This window comes from Sphingobacterium sp. JB170 (assembly GCF_900163865.1).
GTDB lineage: Bacteria > Bacteroidota > Bacteroidia > Sphingobacteriales > Sphingobacteriaceae > Sphingobacterium.
The window spans coordinates 52791-74018 of sequence record NZ_FUKU01000027.1 but is presented as its reverse complement, the minus strand read 5'-3'; the positions used below and the strand labels follow the sequence as shown (position 1 = coordinate 74018).

19 protein-coding genes and 1 other RNA gene are annotated in these 21228 nt (G+C 40.4%); 12 read left to right on the top strand and 8 right to left on the bottom strand.

Annotated elements, in window-relative coordinates; translation table 11 throughout:
• The first annotated feature begins 169 nt into the window (after positions 1–169).
• The 7 genes from FM107_RS08290 (at position 170) to FM107_RS08260 (ending at position 7246) form a co-directional block, all read left to right on the top strand.
• Complete coding sequence (locus tag FM107_RS08290) at positions 170–2275, top strand: HEPN domain-containing protein (protein WP_086948176.1); 2106 nt, start codon at positions 170–172, stop codon at positions 2273–2275.
• Between the two features lie 15 nt (positions 2276–2290).
• Positions 2291–3055: a uroporphyrinogen-III C-methyltransferase gene (gene cobA, locus FM107_RS08285; RefSeq protein ID WP_086948048.1), complete on the top strand. Its 765-nt coding sequence runs from the start codon at positions 2291–2293 to the stop codon at positions 3053–3055.
• A complete protein-coding gene (locus FM107_RS08280; RefSeq protein WP_086948047.1) occupies positions 3055–3648 on the top strand; it encodes a bifunctional precorrin-2 dehydrogenase/sirohydrochlorin ferrochelatase in 594 nt (197 codons plus the stop codon). The genes cobA and FM107_RS08280 overlap by 1 nt, the downstream gene beginning before the upstream one ends.
• Positions 3632–4330: a phosphoadenylyl-sulfate reductase gene (locus tag FM107_RS08275; RefSeq protein WP_086948046.1), complete on the top strand. Its 699-nt coding sequence runs from the start codon at positions 3632–3634 to the stop codon at positions 4328–4330. The genes FM107_RS08280 and FM107_RS08275 overlap by 17 nt, the downstream gene beginning before the upstream one ends.
• A gap of 7 nt (positions 4331–4337) precedes the next feature.
• A complete protein-coding gene (gene cysD / locus FM107_RS08270; RefSeq protein WP_086948045.1) occupies positions 4338–5228 on the top strand; it encodes a sulfate adenylyltransferase subunit CysD in 891 nt (296 codons plus the stop codon).
• 34 nt (positions 5229–5262) lie between these two features.
• Complete coding sequence (locus FM107_RS08265) at positions 5263–6507, top strand: sulfate adenylyltransferase subunit 1 (protein ID WP_086948044.1); 1245 nt, start codon at positions 5263–5265, stop codon at positions 6505–6507.
• A gap of 286 nt (positions 6508–6793) precedes the next feature.
• Positions 6794–7246 (top strand): hypothetical protein, encoded by a 453-nt coding sequence (locus tag FM107_RS08260; protein ID WP_086948043.1) that lies wholly within the window; start codon positions 6794–6796, stop codon positions 7244–7246.
• A 67-nt stretch (positions 7247–7313) separates the two neighbouring features.
• On the opposite strand, the gene FM107_RS08255 is transcribed toward FM107_RS08260, so the two are convergent.
• Positions 7314–9263 carry a glycoside hydrolase family 172 protein gene (locus FM107_RS08255; RefSeq protein ID WP_086948175.1) on the bottom strand — a complete coding sequence of 650 codons (1950 nt, stop codon included), beginning with the start codon at positions 9261–9263 and terminating at the stop codon, positions 7314–7316.
• A gap of 320 nt (positions 9264–9583) precedes the next feature.
• Here FM107_RS08255 and gdhA point away from each other — a divergent pair, with 320 nt between their 5' ends.
• Both gdhA and FM107_RS08245 read left to right on the top strand, forming a co-directional pair.
• Complete coding sequence (gene gdhA, locus FM107_RS08250) at positions 9584–10918, top strand: NADP-specific glutamate dehydrogenase (protein ID WP_086948042.1); 1335 nt, start codon at positions 9584–9586, stop codon at positions 10916–10918.
• Positions 10919–10988: 70 nt separating this feature from the next.
• Positions 10989–11234, top strand: coding sequence for a hypothetical protein (locus tag FM107_RS08245; RefSeq protein WP_086948041.1), 246 nt, complete (start codon positions 10989–10991; stop codon positions 11232–11234).
• Positions 11235–11421: 187 nt separating this feature from the next.
• Here the strand turns inward: FM107_RS08245 and FM107_RS08240 are convergent, their stop codons facing one another.
• Together FM107_RS08240 and FM107_RS08235 are read right to left on the bottom strand one after the other, a co-directional pair.
• Complete coding sequence (locus FM107_RS08240; protein WP_086948040.1) at positions 11422–12105, bottom strand: Sir2 family NAD-dependent protein deacetylase; 684 nt, start codon at positions 12103–12105, stop codon at positions 11422–11424.
• Positions 12106–12190: 85 nt separating this feature from the next.
• Positions 12191–12487, bottom strand: a complete 297-nt coding sequence (locus FM107_RS08235) for a DUF2892 domain-containing protein (protein ID WP_256959423.1) — start codon at positions 12485–12487, stop codon at positions 12191–12193.
• A gap of 106 nt (positions 12488–12593) precedes the next feature.
• On the opposite strand from FM107_RS08235, the gene FM107_RS08230 reads away from it, so the two are divergent.
• The 3 genes from FM107_RS08230 to FM107_RS08215 all read left to right on the top strand — a co-directional run bounded on the left by FM107_RS08230 (position 12594) and on the right by FM107_RS08215 (position 15335).
• Entirely contained in the window at positions 12594–13421 is an 828-nt protein-coding gene (locus tag FM107_RS08230) for an ATP cone domain-containing protein (RefSeq protein WP_218778939.1), read from the top strand.
• Between the two features lie 696 nt (positions 13422–14117).
• Positions 14118–14495, top strand: coding sequence for an AraC family transcriptional regulator (locus FM107_RS08220; protein WP_086948038.1), 378 nt, complete (start codon positions 14118–14120; stop codon positions 14493–14495).
• A gap of 84 nt (positions 14496–14579) precedes the next feature.
• Complete coding sequence (locus FM107_RS08215) at positions 14580–15335, top strand: SDR family oxidoreductase (RefSeq protein WP_086948037.1); 756 nt, start codon at positions 14580–14582, stop codon at positions 15333–15335.
• Between the two features lie 72 nt (positions 15336–15407).
• Here the strand turns inward: FM107_RS08215 and FM107_RS08210 are convergent, their stop codons facing one another.
• From FM107_RS08210 to FM107_RS08190, 5 genes are all read right to left on the bottom strand, one after another.
• Positions 15408–16784, bottom strand: coding sequence for a sigma-54 dependent transcriptional regulator (locus FM107_RS08210; RefSeq protein WP_086948036.1), 1377 nt, complete (start codon positions 16782–16784; stop codon positions 15408–15410).
• 57 nt (positions 16785–16841) lie between these two features.
• An RNA gene (rnpB, locus tag FM107_RS08205) (RNase P RNA component class A) lies at positions 16842–17225 on the bottom strand.
• Between the two features lie 42 nt (positions 17226–17267).
• A complete protein-coding gene (locus tag FM107_RS08200; RefSeq protein WP_086948035.1) occupies positions 17268–18563 on the bottom strand; it encodes a dicarboxylate/amino acid:cation symporter in 1296 nt (431 codons plus the stop codon).
• A gap of 218 nt (positions 18564–18781) precedes the next feature.
• Positions 18782–20011, bottom strand: a complete 1230-nt coding sequence (locus FM107_RS08195; protein WP_086948034.1) for an aminoacetone oxidase family FAD-binding enzyme — start codon at positions 20009–20011, stop codon at positions 18782–18784.
• On the bottom strand, positions 20011–21087 hold the full coding sequence (locus FM107_RS08190; protein ID WP_086948033.1) for a Gfo/Idh/MocA family oxidoreductase: 1077 nt from the start codon (positions 21085–21087) through the stop codon (positions 20011–20013). The genes FM107_RS08195 and FM107_RS08190 overlap by 1 nt, the downstream gene beginning before the upstream one ends.
• Positions 21088–21228 lie beyond the last annotated feature (141 nt).

The following is a 21228-nucleotide window of genomic DNA, read 5'->3' as shown; positions in this document are numbered from 1 at the left end:
TTCCGGTAGGGGCGTTGTGCTTCCTATTTTACAAAAAAATATATAGTAAATTGGTGGATTTTATATGGTAAGTAGATAAATATTTTATAACTTTGTTGGTAAGTTATTGAAAAGAAGTCAGTTTTTTGAGCTGATAAATGGTAAAGTGTTAATTGAGAGAGAAGTTAATATGCAGAGCTTTCGTACAGAAATAGAGAATCCGGTTGTAGCAAAAGAGATCATTGAGTTAGAGAAAAAGATCCGTGCTTATAGAAATGGAAATATCGTAGAAGATAGGTTTAAATCATTGCGCCTTGCACGCGGTATTTATGGTCAGCGGCAACCTGGAGTGCAAATGGTGCGAATTAAGTTACCCTATGGCAAAATTACCTTTAAGCAAATACTTAAGGTTGCTGATATTTCTGATGAGTATGCCAGTCGTAATTTACACTTGACTACGCGCCAAGATATACAAATTCACTATGTAAGCCTTGATCGTACGCCAGAACTATGGGAAGAATTAGCCAAGGACGATATGACGATCCGAGAAGCCTGTGGAAATACAGTGCGTAACGTAACAGGATCGCCACAGTCGGGTATCGACCCTGATGAAGCATTTGATATTTCCCCATACGCACAATTAACATTTGAATATCTAGTCCGTAACCCGATTTGTGCAGAGATGGGCCGGAAATTTAAAATTGGGTTCTCCTCCAGTGATAAGGACACTGCTTTCTCGTACTTGCAGGATTTCGGATTTGTAGCTAAAGTCAAAGAAATCGATGGAGAAGAGAAAAGAGGGTTTACCGTAATGTATGGTGGTGGGCTAGGAGCTCAGCCAATTTTAGCAAATAAAATATATGACTTTCTTCCTGAGGACGAAGTCATTCCATTAATTGAAGCCACAATCCGTGTCTTTGATCGCTATGGAGAGCGTAATAATAGGAACAAAGCTAGGTTTAAGTACGTTGTACAAAAGCTCGGTATTGATGAGGTTTTGCGCCTGGTCGATGAAGAGCGTCTTGCTACAAAAAGCAAACGTTATGAGTTTGATAGATCGCGTATTTCGATTCCTGAACCGCCTAAAGAATTTATAGGAAACGTTACTCCGGTGGACCCTTTAGCGTATGAAATTTGGCGTACAACAAACGTATTTGAACAAAAACAAAAAGGTTTTTACGGCGTTTTTTTACGTGTATCTACCGGGGATATCTCCACAGATAATGCAAGGATACTTGTGGAATCGCTTCGGGAGCACATTGCTGACGACATGCGAATCACGCAAGATCAAAATCTGTTATTAAAATTTGCAAGAGAGGCGTCTTTGCCACATATTTACAACGTTCTACACCAATTAGGATATGCCGCGACGGGCTACAATAGTACGGCCGACGTTACGACTTGTCCAGGGACAGATACCTGTAATCTTGGGATCTCTAATTCGACTGAAATGGCGCGTGTACTAGAGCATCATGTTACAACATTCCATAACGAACTGATTCACGAACAGGAATTGAAGATCAAAATATCCGGTTGTATGAATTCCTGTGGTCAACATAGTTTGGCACAAATCGGTTTCCACGGCAGCTCAATGAAAGCGAGCGGACGTGTGCTACCTGCAGCTCAAGTAATGATGGGTGGGGGTACTGTAGGCGGGGGAATTGGCCGGATTTCAGATCGTATTACCAAAGTACCTACCAAACGGGTAACGCAAGTAGTTGATGCTGTTTTGAATGATTTTAAAGCCAATAAGTTTGAGGAAGAAAATTTTCATGATTATTATGATCGCCAGACTAAAGACTATTTTTATCGTTTGTTAAAACCGATAGCAGACCTGAGTACCTTAACCGAAGACGAATTTGTTGATTGGGGTCGCAATGACGTTTATAATACGGCGATTGGTGTCGGCGAATGTGCTGGGGTTGTGATAGATCTCGTTTCCACCTTGTTGTTCGAGTCAGAAGAAAAGCTTGAGTTTGCAAAACTAGCGGTAGAAAAAGGTTTATACGCAGATGCAATATACCACGCTTACAGTTCGTTTATATCTACAGCAAAAGCTTTATTGCTAGATAAAGGCGTTAACGCAAGCACGCAAATTGCAGTAATGAACGAATTTGATGAAAAATACGTAAAAACAGGTATTTTTGATTTTCCTGCTACATTTGCAGAACGTGTATTACAAATTAATAAATATGAACCCTCGAAAGAGTTTGCTGACACTTATTTGTTACAGGCAACTGCGTTTTATTTGGAGGGCGCTGGCAAGAGAGAGAAATCTCAACTAGCTACATCATAGAGAGAAAGAGAAGAGATGCAAAGTAAACCATTTATTACACTTGTGGGTGCGGGGCCTGGTGATCCCGATCTAATTACTTTAAAAGGTATCAAAGCGATACAGGATGCTGATGTAATTTTATATGACGCATTAGTTAACCAAGAAGTATTAGCATATGCGAAACCTTCATGTACAAAAATCTACGTAGGAAAACGCGCAGAGCGCATATCTACTTCGCAGGATTATATTAACAAATTGCTTGTCGATTACGCACTCACACACGGTCACGTCGTTCGTTTAAAAGGCGGGGATCCTTTTGTATTTGGTCGCGGAGGAGAAGAACTCGATTATGTTCGCCGATTTAACATTCCTACGGCGGTGGTTCCTGGAATTTCATCTTCCACTGGCTTAACCGGATTACAACAAATACCTTTAACGTACAGAGGAGTTAGTGAAAGCTTTTGGGTGATTACTGGAGCGACCTCAGACGGACGACTGTCTGATGACTTATACACCGCTGTGAACACAAAGGCTACCGTTGTCGTTTTAATGGGGCATGCAAAACTCGATCAAATTATCTCGCTTTACAAAGAGAATGGTCGAAATGACTTGCCGATCGCACTGATTCAAAATGGTTCATTACCAAATGAGCGCGTAGCACTCGGTACTATTGATACGATTATTGAAGAGTCGAACAAAAAGACTATCGGCGTACCCGCAATTATTGTTTTAGGAGAAGTGGTTTCAAAACACCTCGCGTTCAAGATAGTTAAAGAAAAAATACAATCACTGGCGGTATAATGAATGAACTGTTTCCAATTTACGTAAAACTCGATAGTATACGAGTACTTGTCGTAGGTGGGGGAGCTGTCGGACTGGAGAAGATACAGGCGATCCTTTTAAATTCACCAGGCGCACAAGTTCATATTGTAGCCCAACACCTCAACGAAGAAATTCCCAAACTGGTAGCTGAGAATATGCGGGTAACAATTTCCGCGCGAGCATTTAAAGAAAATGACCTAGAAGGAGTTGACTTAGTGTTCTTAGCGACAAATAATGCAGAATTAAATGAGCAGATTCGTCAATTAACGAGGGATAAGAATGTACTGTTGAATGTTGCGGACAAACCTAGTTTATGTGATTTTTATTTGGGATCGGTCGTGTCGAAAGGGAATTTACGAATTGGTATTTCAACAAATGGAAAATCACCTACAATAGCGAAAAGAATAAAGGAATTTTTAAATGAACTTCTACCCGAAGAAATCGATGAAACGCTCGAACTGATGGGAGCTTTACGAAATCAATTAAAAGGTGATTTTCAGCAAAAAGTTCGGGCATTGAATGAACATACAAAAGACGTCTTATCTAGTAATTCATATGATAACGCAGATTAAAAAAGATATAGCAGGCTTAGACGCCATTGATATTATTCGGTATATCGAAGATAAATTCGGCACCGAAGCAGTTTTTTCTACTTCGTTCGGTATCGAAGATCAGGTGGTAACACATCTGCTTGCCCAGGCTGGCAGCAAAGCATCGATATTCACGTTGGAAACAGGCCGTCTTTTTCCGGAGACATATTACGTTTGGAACCGAACGCTGGAAAAATATAAGCTTCCTATTCGGGCATATTATCCAAATACGACTGCCGTGGAAGAGATGGTAAATAAAAAGGGGCCTTCCAGTTTCTACGAATCGATCGACAACCGAAAGGAGTGTTGCTATATACGTAAAATAGAACCGTTACATCGTGCGATAAAGGGGTTCAAAGTATGGATTACTGGAATTCGAGCCGATCAATCTGCGAACCGCGAAGATATGGAAGCGGTGGAGTGGGACGAAGTCAACAATATTATTAAAATTCATCCAATTTTTAATTGGACTTTACCAGAAGTGGACGTTTTTTTGAATTCCAACGGGATCCCTTACAATCCGTTACACGATAAAGGGTTTCCAAGTATTGGGTGCCAACCATGTACACGGGCGGTTCAGCCCGGTGAAGATTTCCGCTCAGGAAGATGGTGGTGGGAAGATAAGAGTAAAAAAGAATGTGGATTACATATTACAACGAAATAAATAGAGAATGGATTATTTAGATCATTTAGAAGCAGAAGCGATATATATCTTAAGGGAGGTTGCAGGACAGTTTGAAAAACCAGCCCTTTTGTTTTCTGGAGGTAAAGACTCGATTACACTAGTACATCTAGCTATGAAAGCATTTCGTCCAGGAAAATTCCCTTTTCCTTTGGTTCACATTGATACTGGTCACAACTTCCCCGAAACTATCGCGTTTAGAGATCAACTTGTCAAGGAGATAGGTGAACAGTTAATAGTAGGTTCAGTACAACAGAGTATCGACGAAGGAAAAGCAGTTGAGCAAAAAGGGAAAAATGCAAGTAGAAATTCTCTACAAACCGTTACATTGCTAGAAACGATTGAAAAGAATGGATTTGATGCATGTATCGGAGGTGCACGTCGCGACGAAGAAAAAGCACGTGCAAAAGAACGTATTTTTTCGGTTCGTGATGAATTTGGCCAATGGGACCCTAAACGTCAGCGCCCCGAATTGTGGAGTATATTTAACGGAAAAATTGGTAAAGGCGAAAATGTACGTGTTTTCCCGATCTCAAACTGGACGGAACTTGACGTCTGGAATTACATCAAACGTGAGAATATTGCGCTGCCTAGTATCTATTTTAGTCATCATAGAGATGTTGTATTAAGGAACGGTCAGTGGATGGCTTCAGATCCTGCATTAAAGATCGATGCTGACGATGTGCTTGAAAATAAATCTGTGCGGTTCCGTACTGTTGGTGATATGACGTGCACCGCGGCCGTAGATTCGATAGCGACAGAACTAGACGATATCATCGAAGAAATTAAAGCGTCCACAGTAAGTGAACGAGGTGCGCGCATGGATGATAAAGTATCAGAAGCGGCGATGGAAGACCGTAAAAAGCAGGGATACTTTTAGAAAATAGTGAACCATAAAAACGAAATAACAGAAGATGAATATATTAAAGTTTATAACAGCGGGTTCTGTCGACGATGGGAAAAGTACGTTAATAGGCCGTTTACTATATGATACCAATTCCATTTTGGATGATCAACTTGATGCTATAAAAAAGGCAAACAGAAAAAATAACGACGGTACAGTTGATTTGGCCATTTTAACGGACGGTTTGAAAGCCGAACGCGAACAAGGAATCACCATTGACATCGCCTATAAATACTTTCAGACTGAACGAAGAAAATTTATTATTGCAGATGCACCGGGTCATATCCAATACACCCGTAATATGATAACCGGAGCATCTAATTCTGAACTTATCATTATACTAATTGACGCACGTAAAGGTGTGATCGAGCAAACAAAAAGACATTCGTTTTTAGCGAAACTTCTTGACTTGAAAAAGGTGCTTGTCTGCGTCAATAAGATGGATATGGTTGACTATGAACAAGCCGTTTATGAAAATATTAAAACAGATTATCTCGCGTTAGCGGAAAATTTGGGATTAAAAGATGTAGATTTTATTCCCGTTTCTGCGCTTAAAGGTGATAATATTGTACATGACTCAGAAAAAATGAGTTGGTATGAAGGAAACAATCTCTTAGATTACCTAGAAACTATTGAAATACAAGGTAATACAAAGCGCGCATGGAGATTTCCGGTACAGTGGGTTGTACGTCCACAAACGGATGAACTACACGATTATAGGGGTTATGCCGGTCGCGTCATAGGAGAGGGGTTATCTATTGGTGAGAAGGTCGTTATATTACCAAGTGGTGTTCAAAGCGTTGTAAAGGAAATTGAGTTTGCTGAAAAATCGTTAGACCAGGCTCACGATGGCCAATCTGTGATCATTCACCTAAGTGATGACGTCGACGTTTCTCGAGGTGATACTATTGTAGCAGCAGATCGACCTGCGCTAGCGGAACGTAATTTTGAAGCCAATATTTGTTGGTTCGATAATAAGCCCCTAGATCTGTCTACTGTATACCTGTTGCAAAACCACAGCGCGGTGACCAAGATTAAGATCGTTGATATTCTTTTTAAAGTAGATGTTAATACGCAAGAGAAGATGTATGATGGCGAGATAAAATTAAACGACATTGGGAAAGTAAGTATTAAAGCAGCTGGTGAGGTGGTGTTCGATAAGCAGCATGATAATGCAGAAAACTCTCGGGCGATTATTATTGATCCCCGTACCAATATTACCGTTGGCGCAATTATGATCGACAACGTGGCGTAGCCAGCTCAGACGAATATTTTTTAATAGATGCCTAACGAAGCTGTATAATAAACAGCGCTTGTTAGGCATTTTTTATTGTCTTGGCATTACTAGTGAAATGTAGTAGGCATGAAGTTCACAATATTCTATTTAACATAATATAAATTATAAGACAAGTTGTATAGATGAATTGGGGAGGTTGTATAATGTGTTATTCGGTTGTAAATCAAATGCTTATTGGCAAGTTTATATAATTTTACAACATTTAAGCCACTCAAACGTTTAATGATAAACAAATGGAATATTTATGACTACACTCGAACAACGACTCGCACAACTTGATAAACAATTCGAGTTTAAAGAGAATCCTGAAGATTTTAATTTTGAACTTAATCCAGAACGGCTAGCTTACAAAAATGAAGCGCTTCGGACTGGTGATCGCGATCTGTATGTTAGTTATCTAGCTGAACGATATCCTAATCAGCTGGGGCACGAAATGACACATTTTGATAGTATAGCGAGTAGTCTGATACAGATTAGTAAAGAAGACGCGGAGCAATTGTTTCTAGAAAAAAAGACAAATTTGTTAAAAAGCGACTTAAGTTATAAAGATCCAGACGCAATTTTTCAAATGAAAAATGTGGCTAATGAAGACTTAAATTGGCATCTGGATGGGCATGAAACGGATATATTAAACGTAAACTCAACGCCTAATGAAGCCTTAGATGGCAAGGAAAGTATTTGGTTGGTACGTACTTAGCATAAATGTATACGCCGCATTACTGATAATAGTTGGCGACGGAATTATACGTAATGCCGGTAATTTTCTATTGATCAATCTTTTCTAAAAATATTCTATCGAGTTCAAAAACCCCCTTCTCCTCTCCTTGTTTACGTACATGAATTGTGATCGAGTTTGTTTGATTAGTGATTTGAACGGAGCCCACTTCTTTTTTCTCTACTTTGTTTTCGTGATCTGATTTTGATGATCTCCAGTTTGAAATCTCTTTCTGGCGTTGCCAGACCGCAAATTCGGCACCATTTTTATTTTCTAGATACGAAAGCGATAGTTTATAGGTGCCCTCTGGGATATCACTTAATGCTATGCGCACTGTATGGTGTCCGTCGGATATTATTTGTAACCCACGCCCCTGCTTCACTTCTGCCCCGCTACCAAGCGTAATTTCCATGAGTTGCGGAAAGTATTCGTGCAAAGTCGGTATATATACCTCGCGTAGCTCATCGGTTGGCTCTTGTCTGCTTGTTAGAGCCTGGGCACCATAGAACATCGCTATAGAGGTGTAGTCGACTGGAAACTCGTTTCCTTCTGGACCATGTTCCATTGAGTGGTCAATTTCTTTTTCAAAAGGCATTTTATCAGTCATGAACAACCGATATCCGCCTGTTCTAGCCATTGGTAAGCTGTAGTCGAGCGATCCGTGAATTGGGAGGCTAATGCCGCGATCCCAGCGGTCTAATAAGGCATACCAGCCGCCATTGTAGTAATCTTCGGATCCTGTGCCGTGAAGCCGCTGCTCTCCATCGATTATAGTTCTGTCATCGCCTTCGAAAAATAGTGTCATCCCGGGGCGTAACCCTTGCGCCCATTGTAAGGTCCCCACATAATGCCCCTTGCCGTTCAATTTCAAAAATTGGTAATTTTTACCCGTTTCAGGAATTTCTCTACGCCAAACAGCGTAAAATTTACCTTCTGATTTTGGTATACGTGCAACAGGTGTGTGATAAACTTTAACTTCTAATGAAATAGGTGATTGTGATGTTTGTGAGCGTTTTTTGTAAATAAGCTTAAGTTCTGCTGACCTGTCAAAGGGCATCGGTAAGTAACTGTAATTCAGTTGATTTCTAGTGCCTAACAACAGACTGCGCATCGCCTTTTTTCCATATGCATAACCGAAAAAATCGGACAAAGGTGCGTATATGGCTTCGATATTTTCCTCATCCCAAATGGCTGATAGTAGGACATCTTTTTGCAAACCTTCGAATGCTGTCCCTCCGTCAATCTCGATCCCTACAATCCTTCCTCCGTTTTGTACATCAAATATTCCTTCCTCATTTCCGGGCTCAAGAACGAAAGTCTTTTCCGTAATTTGAATGTTAGAAGATCGCCCTTGTGCGAAAGGTTCTACCGATGGTACCAGTTCCGCGTACTGTTGTGCAATTTGCTTAATCTTACCTTTCTCGTCTTGGGAAAATTCACCTGTCCATGATGACACTTCCTTATTCGGTAAGTTCCTATATTGAACTTGCTGAAATAGTATCTCGTCGCCTTCTAGGACTATTTTAAGAGACTTTTTATAGGGAATTGGCATGTAGGTATAGAAACCTCCTATTTCATTCCCAGAGATCCCTTTAAGAAAAGGAAAAACCTTTCCGGAAAATAAATCGGAAAAACGAATTCTTAATCGTGCACGCTTTTCGCCGTCAAAGTAAAATGCTAAAGTATCATCATTTGGAGTCGGAGTCCATATTCTGTTGATTACGCCGGGACCTTTCAGGTCCGCAATTACTAAATGCATACCTTCTTTCCTGATATACGAGTATGTGCCGTCAAAACCATCGTCATTTTTCCCTGTGCGATCGTAACTCGAAATTTGCTCGATCAATTGGTTTGGCCGATATGTCGGTAATTGGTCCGCGCGGACGAGATTCTCTAATTCTTGCAACCATTGATAACGACTGTTTTGCGCATAAATTTGCGTGCTACATAATACTAGCAAAAAGCTGATAATAAAGAGAATTAAAGGACGTTTTTTCATACTTAGATACTTCTTTAGGAATATTTTAACCATTTCGGATAACTCGATTAATCGATTAAGCAATTCAAGATACGTATTTTAGGGAAATAGATTGTATTCGGTTTTATTTTTAAAGTGCGCGATCCTCAATCCGGATAAGTCTATTCCACTAAGGTACAGTCGTTAATTCATTGATACCGATTAATTCGAAACATTTTCTCGAGAAATATTAAATCGTAATAAGAAAATATGGCAACAAAATCGATGTGTTGGTCGAAAATTTCAGTTAAATTTAATATATTCGCAATAATAATCTATGTTGTTAAAAACTTTATCATAAAATGTCGATCAACTTTAAAAGTTTCATTAAATACGTTGAAGAACGAAACCCTAACGAGCCGGAATTTCTACAAGCCGTAGCAGAAGTAACAGAGGATCTCATCCCCTATATTAACGAAAAACACCCGACTTGGGCAGATTTAAAAATTCTAGAACGTCTTGTGGAGCCTGAACGGGTGATTTCTTTCCGAGTAGCGTGGTTGAATGATAAAAATGAGGTTCAAGTTAATCGTGGTTATCGCGTGCAGATGAACAGTGCAATCGGTCCTTACAAAGGAGGATTACGCTTCTCTCCTACTGTAAATTTAAGTATACTGAAGTTTTTAGCTTTTGAGCAAATTTTTAAAAATAGTTTAACTGGTATTCCAATCGGTGGTGGAAAAGGCGGTGCTGATTTTGACCCAAAAGGAAAATCCAATATGGAAATTATGCGTTTTTGCCAAAGTTTCATGACTGAACTGTATAGACATATTGGTCCCGATACAGATGTTCCTGCGGGAGATATCGGTGTCGGTGGACGTGAAATCGGTTATATGTATGGTCAATATAAACGTATTCGCAACACCTTCACGGGCGTACTTACTGGGAAAGGTCTAAATTGGGGCGGTTCTAATATTCGCCCGGAAGCCACTGGGTATGGTCTACTCTACTTTGTGGAATGTATTTACGATAATCTAGACGAAAAGATTGCCGGTAAAACAATTACCATTTCTGGAGCAGGTAATGTAGCTTATTTCGCTGCAGAGAAAGCTATCCATATGGGAGCTCGAGTAATTACACTCTCTAATAGCAAAGGTACGCTACATGACCCTGATGGATTGACACTTGAGAAGCTAGTCTATGTTGCTACTTTAGGTAGAGATCTAGAGAAGTATACAAAAAAATATAAGACGGCTACATTTCACGCAGACAAACGTCCGTGGCAGTTTAAATGCGATATCGCATTACCATGTGCAACGCAAAATGAATTGAATGAAGACGATGCTAAAGCTTTAGTTAAAAATGGTTGTATTTGTGTTGGCGAAGGTGCAAACATGCCGTCGACTGCTGAAGCAATTAGAGTGTTTCATAAGGCGAAAATTCATTTTGCCCCTGGCAAAGCTGCAAATGCTGGTGGTGTTGCTGTTTCAGGCTTAGAGATGTCGCAAAATAATCTTAGACAACAATGGTCGAGTGGGAAAGTTGATGACCGGTTGAAATCCATCATGCTAAACATCCATAAGACATGTGTAAAATATGGTAAGGAAGATGACGGTTATATAAATTACCTAAAAGGCTCGAACATAGGCGGCTTTATTAAAGTTGCGGTCTCGATGAAAGCACAAGGATTGGTTTAGTCAGAATTTAAATGTACTTTCGAAAAGCTGTCAGCAATGGCAGCTTTTGTTTTTTAAACTTTTATCGATCATGCGAATAGTAGCGGAACTCCCCCATCCAGATTGTAAGATTTCAATTTTTGCGATGAACCAAAAATTCATTATAAAATTTGAACAAGCCACACTTGAACAGTCCTATAAGATTGCCGAAACAGACGTTGTTGGCGGTGTCAACGGCGTGTTCGAATTAATTGACGATGCGTTTATAAGTGACGTGCTCGAAGCGTTTAAAGTTATGCGTAGATCGTTCATTTTGGCATATGAAAGATATGATTAATGTGTTTATTTGATTAATATAATTCACTTATTGACAATGTGTTATTTAATAACATTCCGAAATTCAGAATATTATTTGGCAGAATTGTTTTATAAGCTGCATTTTAACAACAGAATACCTTACTTAATTACTTAGGTAACCATTGTAAACACATGAATTAAAGATGATTAAGTTTATGTAACGAATTTTATTTGGTTAATTCGTCAACCAGTTTGGGTACACCTACTGTTGCGCTCATCGAATAACGCTTAATTTGCCATCCAACATTCATCTCCTCGGCATTTGGATCGATTAAGTAAACCTCGCATCCGGCTTTGGTTTGATTTAATAAATTTGCTGCTGGATACACTTGTAATGATGTTCCCACGACAATAAAAACGTCAGCTTGGTTGGTTAACTCTTCGGCTTTTTTGAGATTCGGAACCTCCTCTCCGAACCAAACTACATGTGGGCGCAATTGGGACCCCAGTTCACACGTATCCCCAAGATTGATTTCTGCTACTTGCATCGTGTATACAAATTTAGGATTTAACGAAGATTGGGCTTTACAGATTTCGCCATGCAGGTGAATGATATTCTCGCTACCTGCACGTTCATGTAAGTCATCAATATTTTGCGTAATCACATACGTGTCAAAGTATTCTTCGAGCTTTTTTATCGCTAAGTGTGCGGCATTTGGGTTAGCCGCAATACATTGCTTGCGTCGCTGGTTATAAAAATCTAATACACGCTTGCGATCGCGCTTCCAAGCCGCCGGTGTCGCAACATCTTTGATATTGGTTCCTTCCCAAAGCCCATCCTGTCCCCGAAATGTTTTTAAGCCACTTTCAGCGGAAATTCCTGCCCCTGTAAATACGACGACCTTTTTCATAGTATTGATTTTTGCAACAAATGTAAGCAAAAATCAATTTTTAGGGATGCCCTTAAGATCAAAAATTTTGTTCAATAATAATTTGTTATTTAACGAAATAGCGGTGCTCAACTACAGTGTGCGTTAACTCCTCTTCTTGGGCTGATATAGCGCCTTTGATAGCACATTTTCCCGTTACCCCTCGTACTAGTAACGCGCCGCCAAGGGTCAAGCCAGAGAGCGCGGTAAGTGGGCTTTTTACAACGGACCTAACGCTATATGCAACGATAAATCCTCCAGCAATAACTGATAATAAACGTTCCGATTCTGGTACCCTTCCATTATCACATGCCTGATCGATTCTATCTTTTATTTTTTCGACTGCCTTATCTATAATTGCCATGATTGTTCTTTTAGTATACAACAAGTAGATACAAGAGAATGTTTTAAATATTGCATGGGATTGTCGATATTTTTTTTGATATTAAGATAGTTCTAATTTGAAATATATGATCAATGTAAAAAAATATTCTGGTGAACTCGTCCCATTTAACGCTAAGAGTCTTCAACATTCATTATTGCGTTCCGGTGCAACGCAGGAGCAAGTTGAGAAAGTGTACGCATCCATTCAAGATCAATTGTATGATGGCATCAGTACGAAAGAACTTTATCAATTAGCGTTCGATAGTCTAAAATCCCATAAGGATTCCTACGCAGCCCGTTATTCGTTGAAGAAAGCATTGCGCGAGCTAGGTCCGGAAGGTTTTCATTTCGAACGCTGGATAGGGAAATTATTTGCCTCCGATGGCTACGAAACGGTAACAGGTCAAACGGTGCAAGGCCATGCTGTAACCCATGAAATCGACGTTGTAGCTGCTAAGGAAAATAATCTCCTCGCTATTGAATGTAAGTTTAGAAACGATGTGGACGCGAAAATATCGGTCACAACGCCGATGTACTTCATGTCGCGCGTAAAAGATATCTCCAACCGTAAAATTACTTTTTTTGGTCGCGAGTATAACTTTACTGATGGTTGGCTAGTTACCAACGCTTATTTAACGAGTGATTCAAAGGATTTTGGTAAATATTATAATATTAACCTGCTTTCCTGGGATTACCCCGCAGATAATAGTATTAAGTTGCGCGTCGACAATAAGGGGCTCTATCCGGTAACCTGTTTAACAAGGCTCACCGATAAGGACAAAGCAACTTTATTGGAAAATGATTGTATCCTTGTGTCCGATTTGCTTGAGGATTCCAAATTTCTGGATAAACTCCAGGTAGATAAATTGAAAACTGAACAGATTTTGCGGGAAGCACGTGAGTTAATTAGCTAAAAAACAAGCGAGCAACATATACTAGCGTTCCCTCATAATATGTTAATTGTATTTCGATAACTTTATTAGCAATCATAGCTCGAGTTCACGATTTATTCATGTTAAAATAACTATTTGTTTATCTACACTACTTGGTTTTAAGTAAAGTATATCTTAAATTCATTTTATATAAATCGAGGTAAAATCATGAGAAAGACCGGACTATTATTTTTTTTCAGCTATTTTTCATTTCCCCTTCAGGCCGCGCAAATTGATTCGGTTGCGACTTCCTCAAATAGTTCTTCTCTGGGTGTTATCGTTATTGGTGTGATAGTGATGGTAGTGGTGGTTATTGTACTATACCGGAAACAAAAAAGGAAGTTTAACGATTAGTAAGTTTAGAGCCGAGGGTCCGGATATTAAATCTGTATCGCTATCGGCTATGGTAACACTCAAAATACGCGCTCAGCATATCGGTACTTAAAAGCGATTATTGTACACAACGAAAAGAATTTTGGGATTAAAAAGATAGACGGTTCTGTAGCAAAGTTATTTTGGTATCAACGTTTAAGCGCTAAATCTTGCTCGAACGGCCAGCACTCAAAATGTTTTTAACAATGTGACAGAAGTACATTCTGAAAGAATAAAACCGAAAAGTTCACCATAAATAGTTATTCGGATAACTACATCTTTGTAAAATATTTTGATTTATAGTAAATGAAACAAACCGAACAAGAGATATTAAAACGGAGTACCGAAATTACCGATAATTACTTTCAGTTTCTGGATGATCATATCGCTGATGTCATATCAGGGAAAATAGGCGATTTTATGGAAATCAACAAAATTGCCAATGAGTTATATATATCGCACAAACATTTGACCGATACCGTCCAGAAAGAAACGGGACATCACCCTTGTCATTTTTATGACCTTAAAATACTCGATGAAGCTAAAAGAATGCTTTGCGAAACCGATAAATCTATAGCAGAAATTGCAAACATACTGACTTACGATCCCTCTAATTTTTCAAAGTTTTTTAAGAAATTCATAGGGCAAACACCCGGACAATTCAGAAAGGGAAACATAAAATAAAAACCCGAAAAGTTCACCACGAAATAAACTCATAATCTATCTACCTTTACAGTATTAATTATAAATCATTTAACATCAAATAAAATGGCGAGAAACGATTTAAAAGGAAAAGTAGTTTTAATTGCAGGCGGTGCAAAAAATTTAGGTGGCTTATTGAGTCGTGACTTTTCCGCCAAAGGAGCAAAAGTTGCTATTCATTATAATAGTCATAGCACAAAAGCAGATGCCGAAAAGACTTTGGCTCATATTACAAACGCAGGCGGAGAAGGATTTTTATATCAAGCAGATTTGACAGATGTAAAAAACATCACCAAACTTTTTGATGCGACAATCGAAAAATTCGGGGGCATTGATATCGCAATTAATACGGTCGGGAAAGTGCTAAAAAAGCCTTTTGCTGATACCACTGAAGAAGAATATGACAGTATGAGCAATATCAATTCCAAAGTTGCCTATTTCTTTATTCAGGAAGCAGGTAAAAAAATAAATGATAACGGTAAAATCAACACCATTGTCACCTCATTGTTGGCGGCATTTACCGGGCATTATTCTACGTATGCAGGAGCAAAAGCTCCTGTAGAACATTTTACTAGAGCAGCTTCCAAAGAGTTTGGTTCACGAGGGATTTCTGTAACTGCAGTTGCTCCCGGACCAATGGATACACCTTTCTTCTACGGACAGGAAAGTGATGATGCTGTAGCTTACCACAAATCGGCTTCCGATTTGGGAGGCTTAACTGATATTAAAGACATTGCTCCATTGGTAGAGTTTTTAGTTACTGATGGTTGGTGGATAACAGGACAAACCATTTTTGCTAACGGCGGTTATACAACCCGATAAATAATTTTAAGAAATGGACAATCCACTTTATGTAGATTGTCCATCTTTCATCTCTACGGACTGTTTTGCCGGTTATTCAGTACGTTTCAAACCGAACTTCTCAATTTTATGATACAGGTGGCTACGTTGGATTCCAATATCGTCAGCCGTTTTAGAGACATTCCAACCATTTTTATCCAATTTGAAATTAATGTATTCTTTTTCAGCGTTATCTTTAAAGTCCTGAAAGGATTCGAATTTCTCAAAATCGAATACATTTCCATTTTTTGATTCTGAGTGTGCGCTGCTTGGACCTGTTGGGTTGGCGTATAGCGCAACCTCTTTTTCTGTAATCTTGTTATCACTCAGAATAACGACCCGTTCGATCATGTTCCGAAGTTCACGTATATTCCCGGTCCACTGAAGTGCCTGAAGCGCTTTCATTGCCGGTTCTGTAATTACTTTTGTAGGGATATTGTAATCACCGCAAATTTCCTCACAGAAATTGCTGGCAATGATTGGGATATCCTCTGCTCGCTCGCTCAGCGAAGGTACGTGAATAAGGATAACACTAAGTCGATGAAAAAGGTCCATACGGAAGTTCCCATTTTCAATCTCTTGTAGTAAATCTTTGTTCGTCGCAGCAATTACGCGGACATTTACATCAATTTCCTTTTCTCCACCAACGCGGGTTATTTTATTTTCTTGTAGAGCGCGCAATACTTTTGCTTGCGCTGAGAGACTCATGTCGCCAATTTCATCCAGAAACAACGTGCCACCATTAGCCTGTTCGAATTTACCGATCCGCTGCTTGACGGCCGAGGTAAACGATCCTTTCTCGTGTCCAAACAATTCAGATTCGATAAGCTCAGATGGGATCGCCGCACAATTTACTTCGACAAGTGCTGCCGAGGAACGATTTGATTTTTCATGTAGCCAGCGCGCAACAAGCTCTTTGCCGGATCCGTTTTCACCTGTTATTAAAACGCGTGCTTCTGTTGGGGCAACGCGGTCAATAGTCTCCTTGATTAATGAAATCCCGGTTGATTCACCTAGAATCTCTTTTGTTCCGAGTACTTTCTTCTTTAGAACCTTCGTTTCTTTTACAAGAACTCCTTTTTCAAGCGCATTGCGCACTGTAATTAATAGCCTATTTAGATCGAGTGGTTTTTCTAAGAAATCGTAGGCACCTCGACGTGCTGCTTCGACAGCAGTTTCAATTGTGCCATGACCAGATATCATAATAAACGGTGTTTCGGAAATCTCTTGCGCGGCAGTAAGAACTTCCATTCCGTCCATCTTATTCATTTTGATGTCACAAAGCACAAGATCTACTTTTTCCTTTTTTAAGATGTCCAATCCCTGTGGTCCGTTATCCGCATCAAATACTTTATAATCTTCGTATTCCAAGATATCTCGAAGTGAACTTCTAATCGGACGTTCGTCGTCAATTATTAAGATTGTAGTCATATATATTTTAACTTCGTGTTAAGCCAACAAAATAGTCATTATTAAATCAAATTGAAAAAAGAAGCAAACCTTATAAGCCGGGTTCTGTATCCCTTGAGGGATTTCTATCATTTATCTAGGCTTGCATTCACACGCAAGCTCAATCAATCTACCCATCGCGAATACTACTAGAGAAGTAGTAGAAGGCGAGCAGCCTTCTGATTTCGCAACCTATTTGATCTTTCAACACACGAGGTTTACCGTAATACATGTCACCATGCAATACCGTGAGCTCTTACCTCACGTTTTCACCCTTATCTGCCCAAAAGGCGGACGGTATATTTTCTGTGGCACTTTCTGTCATCCAACGTGTAGGACGCCTTCCCGTTAGGAAGCGTGTCGCTCTATGTTGCCCGGACTTTCCTCTCTTCCCGAAGGAACAGCGATAGAACAGGTTTGCTTCGTTAGCAAAAGTATGAAATTTTAATAGCAATATTGCTATGATCAATCATCCGTTGCCGTCGGTTTCAATCGTCGTCCAGTCAATTTATTTATAATTACCGCTACGGTAGCGTCTCCTGTTACGTTCGTTACCGTTCTACACATATCCAATGGCCGATCAACCGCTAGAATAAGTGCTATACCCGCGGGGTTCACACCAATCGATTCTAATACAATAACGAGCATTAGTAGACCTGCACCCGGTACTGCTGCCGTACCTATGGAAGCGAGCGTCGCTGTTAATAATATAGTAAGTTGTTGGGTTAATGTTAAGTCCTGTCCGAAAACCTGCGCAATAAAAACAGCAGCAATTCCCTGGTACACACTCGTGCCATCCATATTCATGGTAGCGCCGATTGGAAGCACAAAGCTACTAACTTCTTTATCGACCCCGATATGTTCTTCAACGCGCTCCATTGTTACAGGCAGCGTTGCTGCGCTCGAGCTCGTTGAAAAGGCAACAAGCTGTGCTGGAGCCATCTTCTTTTGAAAATCGAAAGGGTTAATACCACCGAAGAATTTAAGCAGTAAACCGTACATTCCGTAGGTCATTACGATAAGTCCTAGTAGCACGGTCATTCCGTAAGCCCCTAAGGCGACGAAGATGTCGGCGGAAGGAGATTCGGCTATTAAGCTTGTCATAAGAGCAAAAACACCATAGGGGGCAATCATCATAATTATATCGACGATCTTTAACATGAGTTCGTTACCCGAATCAAATAGCTTGATAATTGGTGCACTTTTTTCTTCCGGGAGCATGACTAAACCTACGCCAACGAGTATGGCAAAAAATATGACTTGAAGCATATTTGCATTAGAACTCGCAGCACCAAATATATTTTCTGGAACGACGTCGACGAGTGGTTGTAATGGCCCAGATTGCGTTACTGTCTGCTGAGCGTCACTCAATCTGTTCTCAACGTCGCCGCCGAAAGAACCGAGCATTTCCACGCGTGTATCTTCGGAGATGAATGTACCTGGTTTGATAATATTAACAAGCACTAAACCGGTGGAAATCGCTAGTACGGTGGTGACGATATAGAGCATAAAGGTTCTCAATCCCATTTTGGAAAGCTGGCTAATATCTTTCAAATCCGCCACCCCTTTAACTAAAGACACGATGATCAAGGGAATAGCTATTAGCTTGAGCATGTTCACAAAGATCGTCCCAAAGGGCTTGATCCAGTCCACAACTAGCTGTTTACCCCAATCAAATTGTATCAGCGCAATCCCTAGGAGGATACCCAATACAATCCCTAAAATTATTTTCCAATGTAATGCTAGCTTCTTTTTTTTCATAGAACTATTCGATATATAACTTCAATTCACAACAAGGTGTAGCTGGAGCTTTTCAACATATTACCGTCTCCGCTTTTGCTCGGTTAATATTAGAATTATTTCGCAAACGAACCCGAAAATTCGAGATAGCATATCATACTATTTCGAAATTATCTACTCTGGTATTTCACTTTCGAAAGATATGGATTATTTTTAAAAAATGGAGTCCGTGAGCAAAATTATCCGGTGTAGCACGTCCCTTGCCTATCTTCGCGGGGAATCGACTGTGCTATTAAATAGGCCGATGCCCACGCCCATTGGAAATTATAACCACCAAGCCAACCAGTTACGTCCACGGCTTCACCCCCAAAATATAATCCTGCATGTTTTTTCGATTCCAACGTCTTGGGCTGCAGCTCGGTTGTACTTATCCCTCCACGCATAACCTCGGCTTTGTCGTAGCCTTTGTCGCCCGCCGGTTTTACTTTGAACTTATGAATTGTATCACAAATAAGTCTTGCGTCGTTCTTTCCTAATGAAGCAATTTTGACGTCCACGGGTAGGTATTTTGCGAAGGCGTCCGTCATCTTTCGTGTGAAAAAAGTCTGTAAAAGTTGCCCCACGGTGCGCTTCCCTCCTTGATTGCGCTCAACTTTGATTATACTGTCCATCGACGCATCGGGTAAAAGATCGATTGTAAAAGTTTCACCAGGACTCCAATACGATGATATTTGTAAAATAGCGGGTCCGCTTAAGCCCCAATGAGTAAATAAAATATTTTCCGTGAAGGATATTTTATCATTATACACTTTGCAATAGATGGTGTTGCCGGCTAGGGCTGCATACCATGCAGCATCTTTGCCTGTAATGGTTAGCGGCACGAGTGCAGGTGCTGTCTCTATAACTGATAAATCAAATTTACGCGCGATGCGAAGGGCGAAATCGGATGCGCCAAGCTTCGCCACAGGCAGCCCTCCTGAGGCGATGACCACACTCTGGCTTGTGAGCTGCTGGCGCTCCCCTCCTTTTTCCACAGAAACAAGGTAGCCACTTGCAGACTTTTGTACCGATTTTACGTCCGTATTTAACCATACGTCTTGGCTAGTCTGATACATCAGTTTGGTGAAAACAGCCACGATATCTTTCGCTTTATTGGAAGCAGGAAAAAGTTGTCCAAGTGTTTTTTCTTCACCATGAATCGCACCATATGTTGCGAAGAAATCAATTGTATCTTGGACGGACCATGCCGAAAATGCGGAATGCAAAAATTGCGGATTGTGGGTGACAAAATTTTCTATCGAAGTGTGCAGATTCGTATAATTGCACCGCCCGCCCCCGGATATCAATATTTTAGCACCTAATTTGTCATTTTTCTCAAGCAATAACGTTTTCTTTCCCACTAAACCTGCTTGCGCTGCACACATCAGTCCGCATGCTCCGCCTCCAATAATTATAGCGTCGTACTCCATTAATACGCGATTAGCTCGCCTTTGATTTTTATTGCACGTTGTTCACGCCAGGACTGCTCACTCGCCTCCAATATTCGAATTACGTCCCGCGCCTGGGAAGCGGTGATCAAGAGCGATGAATTTCCCTGGAGGGTATCTACCAAGTTATTGTAAAAATCTTGTCCTGACCCCCTCTCGCTCGTGATACGTTTCTGTTTGTCAGCCCCATCTTCGATTACAGATAATCGACCGAACGTGCTTTCATATTCTTGTCCCCAATCCTTAACTTCGTGTGGTAATACACCGGCACGCAGCTGTTCTTCTTGCGGATCTATTCCCGGTTTCACGAAAGAGCCATTCCACCCGTATAATGCGTAACGATTGGTTGCTTCTTTTGCGAGCATTTGTCCTTTTAGGGAAACTTTTAATTTAGGATAACTTAAAATCAATTCAAAGTCGTCGATCGCTTGAGCGTCCTCCCGTTGTGTTCTCAAATCGGCAAAAACCCATTCCGGACATCCAAACAGCTGTAAAGCCTGGTCAATTAAGTGGGCGCCAAGATCAAAATGTATACCTGAACCAGGACCTGCTTGTTCGCGCCAAGCGCCCTCGCGTAAGAAATTACGGAAACGGTCATACCGCGCCTCGTAATTTACAACTGGATATATTCCCCGAGTTTCAATCACGTTACGAACCGTTTTAAAATCGGAATGGAATCGCGCGTTATGGTGTACAGTTAGCAATACACCGTGCCGCTCGGCGAGCGCTATTAATTCGTCGGCTTCGCGCGTCGTGTTGGTAAAGGGTTTTTCAACTACTACATGCTTATTAGCCAAAATCGCCTGTTTGGTTAATGAGTAGTGCACATCGTTGGACGTAGCAACCACTACGATGTTTACCTCCGGATCATTTATTATGTCGTCAGCAGATTCAACGGCAATGGCCTGTGGAAAACGTCGTGCAAGTAAATCTTTTTGTTCTTGTTTGCGTGCCGTGACTTTATACAATTCTAACGCCGGGTTTCCGGCGATAAAAGGCGCGTGAAACACTTGCCCGCCAATAGAAAACCCAATAAGTCCAATTTTATATACTTTCATAAGATAAAGCAGGATACGCATTGGGCGGCTTCGCCGTGGTTGCGAGGAAAGCGCCTGCCGTTTCGCTATTTCCTAATTTATTTTTATTTTGTTTATAATAACATTGAAATGTGCCGTTCTCTTTCCGCATATTCCGTAATA

Bases quoted from the DNA above. Each gene is read 5' to 3' on its own strand.
- FM107_RS08290 (WP_086948176.1), top strand. From the start codon at position 170: ATGCAGAGCTTTCGTACAGAAATAGAGAATCCGGTTGTAGCAAAAGAG.
- cobA (WP_086948048.1), top strand. From the start codon at position 2,291: ATGCAAAGTAAACCATTTATTACACTTGTGGGTGCGGGGCCTGGTGAT.
- FM107_RS08280 (WP_086948047.1), top strand. From the start codon at position 3,055: ATGAATGAACTGTTTCCAATTTACGTAAAACTCGATAGTATACGAGTA.
- FM107_RS08275 (WP_086948046.1), top strand. From the start codon at position 3,632: ATGATAACGCAGATTAAAAAAGATATAGCAGGCTTAGACGCCATTGAT.
- cysD (WP_086948045.1), top strand. From the start codon at position 4,338: ATGGATTATTTAGATCATTTAGAAGCAGAAGCGATATATATCTTAAGG.
- FM107_RS08265 (WP_086948044.1), top strand. From the start codon at position 5,263: ATGAATATATTAAAGTTTATAACAGCGGGTTCTGTCGACGATGGGAAA.
- FM107_RS08260 (WP_086948043.1), top strand. From the start codon at position 6,794: ATGACTACACTCGAACAACGACTCGCACAACTTGATAAACAATTCGAG.
- FM107_RS08255 (WP_086948175.1), bottom strand. From the start codon at position 9,263: ATGAAAAAACGTCCTTTAATTCTCTTTATTATCAGCTTTTTGCTAGTA.
- gdhA (WP_086948042.1), top strand. From the start codon at position 9,584: ATGTCGATCAACTTTAAAAGTTTCATTAAATACGTTGAAGAACGAAAC.
- FM107_RS08245 (WP_086948041.1), top strand. From the start codon at position 10,989: ATGCGAATAGTAGCGGAACTCCCCCATCCAGATTGTAAGATTTCAATT.
- FM107_RS08240 (WP_086948040.1), bottom strand. From the start codon at position 12,105: ATGAAAAAGGTCGTCGTATTTACAGGGGCAGGAATTTCCGCTGAAAGT.
- FM107_RS08235 (WP_256959423.1), bottom strand. From the start codon at position 12,487: ATGGCAATTATAGATAAGGCAGTCGAAAAAATAAAAGATAGAATCGAT.
- FM107_RS08230 (WP_218778939.1), top strand. From the start codon at position 12,594: ATGATCAATGTAAAAAAATATTCTGGTGAACTCGTCCCATTTAACGCT.
- FM107_RS08220 (WP_086948038.1), top strand. From the start codon at position 14,118: ATGAAACAAACCGAACAAGAGATATTAAAACGGAGTACCGAAATTACC.
- FM107_RS08215 (WP_086948037.1), top strand. From the start codon at position 14,580: ATGGCGAGAAACGATTTAAAAGGAAAAGTAGTTTTAATTGCAGGCGGT.
- FM107_RS08210 (WP_086948036.1), bottom strand. From the start codon at position 16,784: ATGACTACAATCTTAATAATTGACGACGAACGTCCGATTAGAAGTTCA.
- FM107_RS08200 (WP_086948035.1), bottom strand. From the start codon at position 18,563: ATGAAAAAAAAGAAGCTAGCATTACATTGGAAAATAATTTTAGGGATT.
- FM107_RS08195 (WP_086948034.1), bottom strand. From the start codon at position 20,011: ATGGAGTACGACGCTATAATTATTGGAGGCGGAGCATGCGGACTGATG.
- FM107_RS08190 (WP_086948033.1), bottom strand. From the start codon at position 21,087: ATGAAAGTATATAAAATTGGACTTATTGGGTTTTCTATTGGCGGGCAA.